This window comes from Duganella sp. Leaf126 (assembly GCF_001423125.1).
Lineage (GTDB): Bacteria > Pseudomonadota > Gammaproteobacteria > Burkholderiales > Burkholderiaceae_D > Rugamonas.
The window spans coordinates 508,155-519,908 of sequence record NZ_LMNW01000023.1; the positions used below are offsets into that span (position 1 = coordinate 508,155).

General features: G+C 63.9%; 10 protein-coding genes, 2 pseudogenes and 1 other annotated feature. Of the genes and pseudogenes, 4 read left to right on the plus strand and 8 right to left on the minus strand.

Annotated elements, in window-relative coordinates; all coding sequences use genetic code 11:
• Window positions 1-17: 17 nt before the first annotated feature.
• Entirely contained in the window at window positions 18-647 is a 630-nt protein-coding gene (locus ASF61_RS13330) for an undecaprenyl-diphosphatase (RefSeq protein ID WP_156369588.1), read from the minus strand.
• On the minus strand, window positions 644-1,819 hold the full coding sequence (nhaA, locus tag ASF61_RS13335; protein ID WP_056156545.1) for a Na+/H+ antiporter NhaA: 1,176 nt from the start codon (window positions 1,817-1,819) through the stop codon (window positions 644-646). Before nhaA ends, ASF61_RS13330 begins: the two co-directional genes overlap by 4 nt.
• 205 nt (window positions 1,820-2,024) lie before the next feature.
• Between nhaA and ASF61_RS13340 the strand changes: the two genes are divergently transcribed.
• Window positions 2,025-3,377, plus strand: a complete 1,353-nt coding sequence (locus ASF61_RS13340) for a chloride channel protein (protein WP_056156547.1) — start codon at window positions 2,025-2,027, stop codon at window positions 3,375-3,377.
• Window positions 3,378-3,413: 36 nt separating this feature from the next.
• Here the strand turns inward: ASF61_RS13340 and ASF61_RS13345 are convergent, their stop codons facing one another.
• From ASF61_RS13345 to ASF61_RS13355, 3 genes are all read right to left on the minus strand, one after another.
• A complete protein-coding gene (locus ASF61_RS13345) occupies window positions 3,414-4,925 on the minus strand; it encodes a PepSY domain-containing protein (protein ID WP_056156549.1) in 1,512 nt (503 codons plus the stop codon).
• Window positions 4,926-4,937: 12 nt separating this feature from the next.
• The gene (locus tag ASF61_RS13350) at window positions 4,938-7,082 is read right to left on the minus strand and encodes a TonB-dependent siderophore receptor (RefSeq protein ID WP_056156627.1); all 2,145 of its coding nucleotides are present in this window, start codon (window positions 7,080-7,082) and stop codon (window positions 4,938-4,940) included.
• 105 nt (window positions 7,083-7,187) lie between these two features.
• Window positions 7,188-7,580, minus strand: a complete 393-nt coding sequence (locus tag ASF61_RS13355; protein WP_082491599.1) for a DUF2946 domain-containing protein — start codon at window positions 7,578-7,580, stop codon at window positions 7,188-7,190.
• 263 nt (window positions 7,581-7,843) lie between these two features.
• On the opposite strand from ASF61_RS13355, the pseudogene ASF61_RS13365 reads away from it, so the two are divergent.
• A pseudogene (locus ASF61_RS13365) lies at window positions 7,844-9,066 on the plus strand (IS3 family transposase).
• Window positions 8,122-8,238 (plus strand) — a sequence feature (AL1L pseudoknot). (Overlaps the previous pseudogene by 117 nt.)
• A gap of 37 nt (window positions 9,067-9,103) precedes the next feature.
• Here the strand turns inward: ASF61_RS13365 and ASF61_RS23390 are convergent.
• From ASF61_RS23390 to ASF61_RS22830, 3 genes and pseudogenes are all read right to left on the minus strand, one after another.
• Window positions 9,104-9,304 (minus strand): annotated as a pseudogene (locus ASF61_RS23390) (IS5/IS1182 family transposase); the annotation flags it as partial.
• 157 nt (window positions 9,305-9,461) lie between these two features.
• The gene (locus ASF61_RS23395; protein ID WP_156369589.1) at window positions 9,462-9,905 is read right to left on the minus strand and encodes a toxin-antitoxin system YwqK family antitoxin; all 444 of its coding nucleotides are present in this window, start codon (window positions 9,903-9,905) and stop codon (window positions 9,462-9,464) included.
• A complete protein-coding gene (locus ASF61_RS22830) occupies window positions 9,905-10,492 on the minus strand; it encodes a YwqJ-related putative deaminase (RefSeq protein ID WP_162241997.1) in 588 nt (195 codons plus the stop codon). Before ASF61_RS22830 ends, ASF61_RS23395 begins: the two co-directional genes overlap by 1 nt.
• 324 nt (window positions 10,493-10,816) lie before the next feature.
• Between ASF61_RS22830 and ASF61_RS24605 the strand changes: the two genes are divergently transcribed.
• Both ASF61_RS24605 and ASF61_RS24610 read left to right on the plus strand, forming a co-directional pair.
• Window positions 10,817-11,268 (plus strand): transposase (locus tag ASF61_RS24605; RefSeq protein WP_373994545.1); only part of this gene is annotated, 452 nt, incomplete at its 3' end.
• Window positions 11,269-11,323: 55 nt separating this feature from the next.
• Window positions 11,324-11,754: transposase (locus ASF61_RS24610; protein WP_373994547.1), on the plus strand; the 431-nt coding region annotated here is incomplete at its 3' end.

Here is an 11,754-nt window from a genome sequence, read left to right on the forward strand (position 1 = left end):
TCCACCAAAAAACCGAACTAGGGTCGCAACCATCCCCGTGCGATCGCCGGTGCGAACACGCGGCGATACATGGCCACCCCCCACCCCGTGACGGTGGCGCTCAGCACCGTCAACGAATGCACCCGGAACAGCGCGACCAGCGCCACGGCCAGCAGCAACGCGCCCAGCATGTCCATCGGCCAGTGGACACCGATGAATACCCGCGACCACGCCACCAGCACGGCCAGCGGCAGCAATACCCAGCCCCAGCGGCGGGCTTGCGGCGCTGCGCTGGTCACCAGCATCAGCGCCGTTACCAGCATGATGGTGCCATGGTTGCTGGGGAAGGAACTGGTGGGAGCATGTGCAAGAAAGCATTGGCCGATGCCGACCGCGAACGGGCGCCCGTGGAACCACAGCACGCCGATGGCGCCACTGACGGCCAGGCCGCACAGCACGGCCAGCGCCGCCTCCACGGCAGCCTGGCGCGCACCGCGCCGGCCGGTGAACCACAATACCAGCAGCGCCAATGGCGCCAGCAGGATCACCCGCTCGGCTGCGAACAGCGCACCCGCCAGGCGCCAGCCAGCGAGGCCGGCACTGGCGTTGAGCAGGTCGAACCAGGCGAGATTGAGCTGGCGTAGCGTCTCGAACAGCCCCCCGGTCATCTGCCAGCCTTCGGTGCGCCAGCCACTTTAAGCCAGGCAAAGCCCGACAGGCCGGCCACCAGCGACGCGACCAGGATGGCCAGCTTGGATGCGTTGATCAGCGCAGGATCGGCGCCGAACGCCAGGTTGGTGATAAAGATCGACATGGTAAAACCTATTCCTCCGAGTAGTCCGGCGCCGATCACGTGGCGCCATTTCAGGTCCGATGGCAGCGCGCACAGGCCTGCGCCCACCGCCAGCAGGCAGCCCAGCGTGATGCCCAAAGGCTTGCCCAGCACCAGGCCGGCCAGGATGCCCAGGCTGTTGTGCGACATCAGTTCCTGCAGTGCTCCGGCACCGACCACGATGCCGGTATTGGCCAGCGCGAAGATGGGCAAGATCACGAACGCCACCGGCGTATGCAGCCTGTGCTCGAGCCGGTGCGACGGCGACTGCTCGTCCTCGTCGCGGGTCGAATAGGGAATCGCGAACGCCAGCAGCACGCCGGCGATGGTGGCGTGGACACCCGATTTGAGCATCAGGAACCACATCAGCGCCCCACCCACCAGGTACGGCAGCAGTGCACGCACGCGCAGCAGCCGGTTCATGCCGAACAGACCGGCAAACACCAGCAGCGCGCCAAGCAGGTACCACGGCGCCAGCGTGGTGGTGTAGAACACGGCGATCACGATGATGGCGCCGAGGTCGTCCATCACCGCCAGCGCGGTAAGGAACACCTTGAGCGACGCCGGCACCGCGCTGCCGAGCAGCGTCAGCACCGCCAGCGCAAAGGCGATGTCGGTGGCCATCGGGATGCCCATGCCGGCCTGGCTGGGCGTGCCCGCGTTGAGACCGAAGTGGATCAGCGCCGGCACGGCGATACCGCCCATGGCCGCCACCATCGGCAGCAGCGCGCTGCGCAGCGTGGACAGTTCGCCGCTGCGGATTTCGCGCTGCAGTTCGAGGCCGATCAGCAGGAAGAACACGGCCATCAGCGCATCGTTGACCCATAGCTCGACCGAGAGCCCGGCCAGCGGCAGATGCCAGAAATGCAGATACGGTGCGGCCACCGGCGAATTGGCCAGCAGCAGGGAGATGACGGTGCAGGCAATGAGCAGGATGCCGCCCGCCTTGCTGGACGCGACGAAGCGCTCGAGGGTACGGGAAATGGCAGCTGGAATGGATGTCGACATACTTTGCATGGGCGATTACCGTAGGCGAAAAAAAGCCGCGCGGCGGCCCGACCTGACGCATCCCTGCCACACGAGATTGTGTGTACACCCAGGCCGAATGGTAGCAGATCGCTGCCGCGACCGGCGTACGACTGGCCTGCAGCGTTCGGCACACCATTGTGCCGCCACGGCATATAATGACGCTCCCCTGTCCCCAATCGCTCCCATGCACCCGCCAGAAAAGACCCCGCACGACATGCGCACCGCCTTCCGCCGCGAGTTCGCCTCGCCGGAGGTATGGATCACCCGCACCGTGGTGGTGGGCGCGGCGGCCGTCGCCGGCCTGGTGGTGGTGGGCTTCACCTGGCTGGCGGAGCAGGCGCTGGGACTGTTCCTCGATCTCGCCCACGTGGGCTGGTGGTTGCCCCTGATCTGGACCCCGCTGCTGTGCGGCGCCATCGTCTGGCTCACGCGGCGCTTTGCGCGCGGCGCGGGCGGCTCCGGCATTCCGCAGGTGATGGCGGCGCTGGACCCGGAGCTGTCCGGCGGCAGAAGGCCGCTGCTGGTGTCGTTGCGACTGAGCCTGGCCAAGATCGGCCTTACCTCGGCCGGCCTGCTCGGCGGCCTGTCGCTGGGGCGCGAAGGTCCGTCTGTGCAGATCGCCGCCGGCGTGATGCTGACCGCGCGCCGCTGGCTGCCGCGCGGCAGCGGCGTCAGCGCCCATTCGCTGCTGGTGGCCGGCGGCGCGGCCGGTATCGCGGCCGCCTTCAACACGCCGCTCGCCGGCGTCATGTTCGCGATCGAAGAACTGTCGCGCACACCCGAACAGCGCAACAGCGGCCTGATCGTCTCCGGCATCGTGCTGGCGGGCCTGATCGCGGTTTCGGTGTATGGCAACGGCACCCATTTCGGCGTGATCCATCCCGGCCCCATCGGCCTGGCACTGGTGGGGCCCGGGCTGCTGGTCACGCTGGTGACCGGCCTGGCCGGCGGCCTGTTCGCGCGCCTGCTGCTGGCATCCCTGCGCGGCACGTCGCCCGACGCGCCGAGCCGCTGGCGCCAGCGCTACCCGGTGCGCTTTGCCATCGGCTGCGGGCTGGTGGTGGCAGTCATCGGCGCGGTGACCGGCGGCGCCACCTACGGCAGCGGCAACGAGGCCACCCGCGCCCTGCTCGACAGCGACGGCCTGGTGCCCGGCGGTTTTGCCCTGTTCAAGTTCATCGCCACCTGGGTCACCGCGTGGTCGGGCGTGCCGGCCGGGATCTTTGCGCCGTCGCTGTCGATCGGCGCGGCGCTCGGTCACGACGTGGCCATGCTGACCAGCTATCCGTACGCTCCCGCCGTGATCGCGCTGGGCATGGTGGGCTTCCTGGCAGCGGCCACCCAGGCCCCGCTGACCGCCTTCATCATCGTGATGGAAATGGTCGATGGCCACGGCATGGTATTGAGCCTGATGGCGTGCGCCGTCATCGCCAGCACCGTCTCGCGCGTGCTCACGCCGCCGCTGTACACGGCGCTGGCGATGATCCAGCTGCCGCCGCGGCGCGTGCATCGCACCGCCCCCGCCGACCGCGCCTGACAGCGGCCGCGCGCCGGCGCTGGCAGTGGCAGCCGCTCACGGTGCCTGTCCCGGTGCTGTCCTGGATCGCAGGCGTCCCAGCCGGCGCAGCGCGATGACCACCGCCGTGGCGCTGAGCAGCAGACCGCCAAGACTGAGCAAAACCAGCACGACCTCGCGCGCCCGGCCCTGCGCCGGTGCCAGCAGGGCCGGCAAGTCCCAACTGTGCAGGAAGTTGAACAGCCAGCGCCCCACGCGCTGGGTGCGGTCGAGGCTGAGCGCCAGCTGGCCGGTGCCGGCGTCGATATAGGCCCAGGTGTGGCCAGGGTCGTCGAACACCACGCGCAGCGCAGGCAGGCGGCGCTCGTTACCGCCGTACATGGAAGCATCGCCGCGCTGGTAGTAATAGGCGTCGGCGCGGGTCAGCCATGCGACTGCGTGCACCGGGTACGGCAGCAGCCGGTGCGCGTGTGCTGCCAGCTGCGCCTGCGGCCACTGCGCGGTGACAGCGATACCGTCGCCGGCGGCGCGCACGATGCGGGTGTGGTTATCGCCATCGCGCGCGACGATGAACGGTTCTCCCGCGAGCACGCGCCACTCCACCTCGTGCGGCGCAAACGACTGCGCGTACAGCAGGGCCAGTACCTGCGCCACCGGTTGCGGCAGGCGCAGGGCTGCCGGCGAAGCGCCCTCCATGGCGCCGGCATCGGGCTTGGCCCCCGCAGCGTTGAATACCCCGAGCGGATTCATCGACATCAAGCCGCTGAACACCCAGGTGCACAGCACCAGGCCGAACATCAATCCCAGCAGGTGGTGCCAGCGCATGGCGAACTCGCGGTACGGCGTGCGCGCGCCGCTCTTGTAGCGACCACGGAAGCGCCAGCGCTGCACGCCGTTCACCATGCCGGTCGCCGCCGAGAGTACGCCGAGGGCTGCCAGCCCGATCAGGGTCCAGGTCCACACCGGGTCGGTATTCTGCTGGCGCAGCATGTACAGCCAGTGCAGCCACGACCCGGCGAAGTTCCACAGCCGCTCAGCACGCGGCGCATCGAGCACCACCTGCCCGGTCGTGGACGACACGTACACGCGGGTGGCGTCAGCGTCGCCGAGTTCAACGACGTGCAGCGGCCGGTGCGGATTGAGACTGCGTGAACGGGTCCAGCGGTCCTCTTCCACCAGCCCAATGTAGCGGCCCGGCGTGCCGGGCTTGAACATCGACGCTGCCGCCAGCGCTGCGCGCGCATCGGGCCTCGGCATCGGCGCACCGGTTGCCGCATCCACCTGCAGGCTGCGGCCGCCCTGCCCTACCAGCTGGTAATGCGGGCGGCCGCCGATCGACGTGAGGATGACGGCGGTGACCTGTGCGGGATCGGGGCTGCGCGCCAGCGCCTGCGCCGGCTCGATGCAGCATCCGGCCGCGAGCGGCGGCAAGGAGGCCAAGCGCTCGGCCGGCGTCAGCTTGGGATAGCCGACGAACAGCATCACCATGCCGCTGACGAACCACAGCGCCATCAGCGCGCACATGGCAATGCCGGTCCAGCGGTGGATCAGGTACAGAATGCGACGCATCGTCCGTCTCCGTCAGAACCGGTGATTCAACACCAGGTCCGCGCGCCGGTCCTGGCCATAGAACCACTGGGTGGGCGTGTAATACGCGGTGGTGAAATAGCGCCGGTCGAACAGATTGGCCACGCGCAGCGTCACGCTGGTGGCACCCGACGCCTTCCACGTCAGCGACGCATCGGTGACCGCATACGATGGCAGCTTGAGCGTGTTGGCATTGTCGGCATTGCGCTCGCCGACGTAACGCAGGCCGGCGCTGGCGCTCCAGCCACGCGTGATGTCGCGATGGAGCCAGAGATTGGCCAGCCGTTGCGGCACGTCGGGCGGCGTAATGCCGGCGCGCGACACCAGCGTACCGCCTGCGGCTTCGCTGAAATCTGCGAAGCGGGCGCGCAGCAGCGACGCATTGGCTTCCACGCGCCAGCCGGGCGCCAGCGCCGCCGTCAGCGTCGCCTCCACGCCGCGCGAGGTACGCTTGCCCACCTGCAGGCTGCGCCCTGGATCGTTGGGATCGCGCGTGAGCAGATTGTGCTTGGCGATGTCGTACACGGCCAGCGTCCATTCGGCGCGGTTGTCCGCGAAGACCTGCTTGACGCCCACCTCCACCTGGCGGCCGGTCGCGTTCTTGAACGCGCTGTTGGCAGGCGAGAGGAAAAACAGGGCGCTGACCGGGTCGGCCGCCCTGGCCAGCTGGCCATACAGCGCCAGCGCTGGCGTCAGCTGGTACACCGTGCCCAGACGCCAGCCGATATTGTGGAAGGTCGTGTCGTAAGCCAGACGGTCGGCCAGCAGGTCGGTGCGGCGCACGCTGGCGTGATCGTAGCGCGCGCCAGCCAGCAGCGACCACCGGTCCGTAACTGCCAGCCGGTTCTCGGCAAACAGCGCGGCCTGGCGCGCCTTGCTGCGGTAACGCGGCAGCGTCGGCACCGGACTGCTGAACCAGCCGGGATCCGGGCGGTACGGATCGACCGAGGCAGCGTCGCCGACGTAGGTGTTATTACTGTGCCTGAAGGTGCTCGCATTGACGTCGAAGCCGATGGCGAAGCGGTTGTCCAACCCGGCCAGCTTGCCCTTGAAGGCGGCGTCGGTGGTGTTACCGGTTTGCGACTGGTCGTGGTAGATCTCGGTGGCGTCCGAGCGGTCGATCAGGCCGGTGGCGGCGTTGTATCTGTAGGCCTCGACATCGCGCCAGTGGCGCCGGCTGTCGATATCGTAAAACCGGCTGCGCACGGTGGTGCTGTCGTTCGGGCGCCAGTTGACCAGCGCATCGAGCCAGCGGTCGTCGTACCGGATCACGCTGTCGGCGACGTTGTAGTTCCTGGTCGCCAGCGCCGGATCGGGCCTGCCATCGACCAGCGGGGTGCCGAAATACCGCATCGGTTCCTGTCTGCCACGCGCGGCGCTCAGGCGCACATCGAGCCGGGGCGAGATATCGAGCCGCACCGCACCGGAAACGGCGCGGGTGCTGTAACGGCCCCGGTCCACCCAGCCGTCAGAGCGGTCGCTGCTGACATCGAACCGGTACGACCAGCGCTCGTCGATGGCGCCGCCGCTGCCCAGCGCCAGGCGGCGACTGTGCTCGGTGCCGAGACCGGCCTGTAGCTCGGTGGCGATGGCGCCGCGCGTGGGCTGCTTCGGCACCACGTTGATCACGGCGCCGATGGCGCCATCGCCGTAGATCACGGACGCCGGCCCGCGCAGCACGTCGATGCGCTCGACGGCCCAGGTATCGAACGGGAAGGTCAATCCGACGCCGCCGTACTGGCGCATGCCGTCGTAGAGCCGCATGACCGACACGGTATCGGTAAAACCACGCGCGGCCATCGACGAGCCGCCATTGCCCGGATGCGGCATGGCGCTGACACCGGGTGCGCGGGTGATGGCGTCGATCAGGCTGCGGTCGCCCCGCTGCGCGAGCTGCCCGGCGGTGATCGCGTCGACACTGGCCGGCGTTTCCAGGCGTGACAGGTCGAGGTGGGAGCCGACACCGGCGACGGCGTGCAGGCCGCCACTGTTGTCACCGTCCTGGCTGGCGGTGATGACGACCGTGGGCAAGGTGGTGGCCGGTATGCTGTCGTCAGCGAGTTGTTGGGCAGCGGCGGACAGCGGCAGCGCCAGCGCGCACAAGGCGGCCGGACGCGAAAAGGTCAGGTAAGTAGGCATGAAATCGGTACGCGTGTAAGTATCCTGGCCGCCATGGGCGGCACCGGGCCGGCGGACGCCACCTGGCGTCAACCGGGACTGGGAAGAACCTGGATGTTCCGGATATCAGACAGCGGGCGGACCGCGCGGGTTCGCGATCACCCACGCATACAGCGGTGTCGGCGCCTGGTAGAACAGCGCGGGCCGTTCGGGGAGGATGACAGATTGCGGCAGCAGCAGCGGCGACGGCGGCAGCGCCGGCAGGTCGGCATGCACGCGGCAATACGGGCAGTCGTTCATGACGCCCGCGCGCTTGTCGGTGTGATCAGGATTGTGCGAATCGGGGGCGTTGACCTCGAGGTAGCGCGTACCGACGGCCGAACAGATCTCCAGCCACATCGGACCGACGCTGCGCACCGGCGCCAACGCACGCGACAAGGTCGGCATCAACGCCGTCATCAGCATGACGGCGCAGAGCAGCCATGCGAGGCGACGTCGGCGTTGTGGGGAGGTGTGCATGGCGGGATTTTACCGTAGTGCGACGGTGTGGGGATGGGGGTGGGATGGGCATTTTGTCGCAGGGGGGGGCAAAAATGCTTGACACGGAACCGTCGCTGTGAGCGGCCTCGATTACCCGATTTTTGACTTCGTAAACCAGTATGCGAGGTAGCACCGACGAATTTTTCTGTGGTTTGACTGACTTGCGGCGCTGGACGCCGCGGTGTGGCTGAAGTGAATCGCCCCGGATTTGTGGAGGCTCCATTGTTTGAGAAAATGGAGCTATGAAGAAGCAACCCAAGTATTCCCCCGAAGTCATCGAGCGCGCCGTGCGCATGGACGGCGAAGCCGCCAGCGAGTACAGCTCGCAATGGGCTGCGATCGAATCTATCGCAGCCAAGATCGGCCGGACACCTGAAACGCTGCGTCGCTGGGTACGCCAGCAAGAGCGTGATACCGGCCAACGCCGAGGACCTACCACCGCCGAAGAGGAGCGCATCAAAGCGCTGGAGCGAGAGGTGCGCGAGCTGCGAAAGGCAAATGAGATCCTGCGTCTGGCGAGTGCGTTTTTCGCCCAGGCGGAGTTCGGACGCCACTTCAAGCCGTGAGGGCATTTATCGACCAGTACCGCCACGCTTACGGTGTCGAGCCGATCTGCAAGGTGATGCAGGTCGCGCCGTCGGGCTACTGGCGTTACGCCGCGCAGCAACGCAACCCGTCATTGCGCTGCGCTCGTGTCCAGCGCGACGACATGCTGAACGTGGAGATCGAGCGGGTCTGGCAGGCGAACCAGCAAGTTTACGGAGCCGACAAAGTGTGGCGTTAGCTGCGGCGCGAGGGAAACGAGGTGGCTCGCTGCACGGTGGAGCGCTTGATGCGCAAGGCCGGCCTGCGAGGCGTCATGCGCGGCAAGGTCGTACGCACCACCGTCGCCGATGCAAAGGCGCCCTGCCCGCTCGACCGGGTCAACCGCCAATTCAAAGCACAGCGACCGAACCAGCTGTGGGTCAGCGATTTCACCTACGTCTCGACCTGGCAAGGTTTCGTTTATGTCGCTTTCGTGATCGAGGTCTTCGCTCGGCGAATCGTCGTCTGGCGCGTTAGCAGCTCGATGCGGACCGACTTCGTGCTCGACGCTTCGGAGCAAGCGCTGTACGCCCGTCAGCCCAAACGAAACGAGCTGGTCCATCATAGCGACCGCGGATCTCACTACGTGTCGATAAAGTACAGCGAGCGCATGGCAGAAGCCGGCATCGAACCGTCTGTGACCAGCAAGGGTGATAGCTACGACAATGCCCTGGCCGAGACCATTAACCGGCTCTACAAGGCTGAGCTGATCCACCGCCGCGCTCTCTGGAAGACGCGTGAGACCGTCGAACTGGCCGCGCTGGAATGGGTGTCCTGGTTTAACCACCACCGCCTGCTGGAACCGCTCGGCTATATACCGCCAGCGGAAGCTAAGGCAAACTATTACGAGCAACTGAGCAGTCAAGCCATTCCGGCCTGACTCCCACTAACCGACCTCCACGAAAGCCGGGGCTGTTCACATCCTCATCGGATAGGGCAAATGTGTGCTGCAGGTGTAGCAGGCCCGCGATGAGCCAGGTAGAGGTGGCGGAACGGCCGCGCGATGAAGGGAAATGCCCGGCCCATTCGCGCTCAAAGACGCTCCAGTCGATATGGGCGGCCAGCTGGGCCAGCGGATGCTTGGGGTTGACCAGTTCGTCCAGCCGTTGCCGGAACATGTCTGCGCTTCGTGATCCGGCTGACTTCGGCCCATTCAGACCTCTAAAATTTGCAAGCAATTGCCACCATTTAGCGAAAGCTTGCAAATCCCACCTACTGTTTTTCGATCTTTCAGCAGCAGAATCAAGCGGTTAGGATCTGTTCAGACCCGACCAGCTATTCGAGGTACCCTAGCGTACTAGATTTACTAATGGTCAAACCGACATTACTGGCTCGTAGTTTAATCAGCATGGCAAATTGAGCTCCCTCTTCTTGTATCCGATATACCTTTGTCTCCACACCATTCGCATCCCATTCCTGCTCTTTAAGGCAAATTCCGAGTTCGTAGAAACCTTCACATTTACGCGAACCATTTTCATACCATTCGCGCGAAGGACCGTGCATAGCATTTTTGGCGAACCATTGCTCACGAACGATAGCACCCGATGCAGACCACTCCCGCGAAATTCCACATTTTAGCCCCTCATTAAAACTAGTTTCCGCAACCAAATTTCCATACTCATCATTTTCAAACGCGACGCCATTAAATGGCTCTCCACCGTAGTTCATCAGAAGAAAATCATCTGATGGCTCTAATTCGTCAAAGTCAACTCTAAGCATTAGTTACCTCCAATAACCTTTACACCGTTTGTAATTGCAGCGCAGTTGGCACAGCGTGGCGGAATTCCTATAATACTCCTTTCACCTATCAATGCACGATTATGCAAAAGAAAACTTGAAAGATCTGACTCGACAACAGGAACACCCGTCAGAGTTTCTCGACTTATAATCGCTTGGTTGAGGGCACTAATTTCAGAATGGGAACCAGGAATTCCAGCACGTGGTGGCGTGATGCCGCCTGTTGCTTCAAGATATGCATCAAGACGTTGTTGCATGAGAGGATGCAAGTCCGTAGGGATTTTTCCTTGATTTAGACCATAAAAGATTTCGCCAGTTCGTGGATCCATAATTCCAGACAAAACCGGCCCACGTTGAGAGCGGGACAGATAACCATCTGCACCTTTTGTCGCCAACGATGCTGCACGCGCCGCCACTGCATCAGCCAATTGCGATTCTAATGCCAACGAATTCGCCGTACCATTTTTCTCACTTGAAGAAATTTTTACTGCACCTACTTTTGCCAAAATTTCTTCTTCTGTATTTAATAAAAATTTCGGTAAGTATTTTCCAGCAGCAGCAATCCCCAAATTCTTGGCAGCACCTATTGCAGCGGCGCCTAATGGATTAACTTCTCCAGGATAGCTCTTTAGCGAGAAAGAATTGAGTACTCGTTGACCTTCCGTATATTGATAATCTGACAGTAGAACACTAAGTCCTTCTTTCCCTTGAGGGGACCTCTAGAAACCTAGCCTACCGCTCGCCGGTTCGGTAAAATTCTGTATCAGCCCGCGACCAACTAGTACCACAATGATGAAGCCCCGGATCAGCNAGGGGACCTCTAGAAACCTAGCCTACCGCTCGCCGGTTCGGTAAAATTCTGTATCAGCCCGCGACCAACTAGTACCACAATGATGAAGCCCCGGATCAGCCTGTTTGCAGAACATGAACGCGAAGATCGCCGATCCAAGATCGGTGATCCGCTGGTCGRTTTAACCAAACACGTGGACTTCGACGCGCTGGCCGYCAGCGTCGACGCAGCCGCACCGAGGCCATCTCGCGCCAAAGGCGGTCGTCCGCCGTATTCGACTGTGTTGATGGTCAAGACCCTGGTGCTCCAACAGCTTTACAACTTGGCCGACGACGCGCTCGAGTACCAGTTGCTCGACCGGCGCAGTTTCYTGCAATTTCTGGAGTTGACCGAGAGCAGCAGTATCCCCGACGCCAAGACGATCTGGCTGTTCCGCGACCGTCTGGCCCAGGCCGGCGCCGGCACGCTGGTGTTCGAGCAGGTCCAACAGCAATTGCAAAAACATGGCTACATGGCCCGCTGCGGTCAAATCGTTGATGCCTCGTTGGTGCAGGCNGCCGGCACGCTGGTGTTCGAGCAGGTCCAACAGCAATTGCAAAAACATGGCTACATGGCCCGCTGCGGTCAAATCGTTGATGCCTCGTTGGTGCAGGCACCCGTACAACGCAACAAGCGCGACGAGGCCGACACGGTCAAAGARGGCACCATGCCCCTGACTTGGARACCCCACAAACGWGCGCAAAAAGATGTCGAYGCACGCTGGACCAAAAAGCACGGTAAATCGCACTTCGGCTACAAACTGCATGCCAGCGTGGACAAGCGCTACAAGCTCATCCGCAAGATCGCCGTCACCCACGCCGCCGTAGCCGACACCTCCGTATTCGAGGCCCTGCTCGATCCGAGCAACACCAGCAAAGCGGTGTATGCCGACCRGGGCTACCCCAGCGCTGAGCGAGAAAGCGCACTCAAACAGGCCGGCTGGCAGGTCCATATTCAGCGCCGGGGCCACGCGACCAAAGGTATTTCGGCCGCGCAGAAACG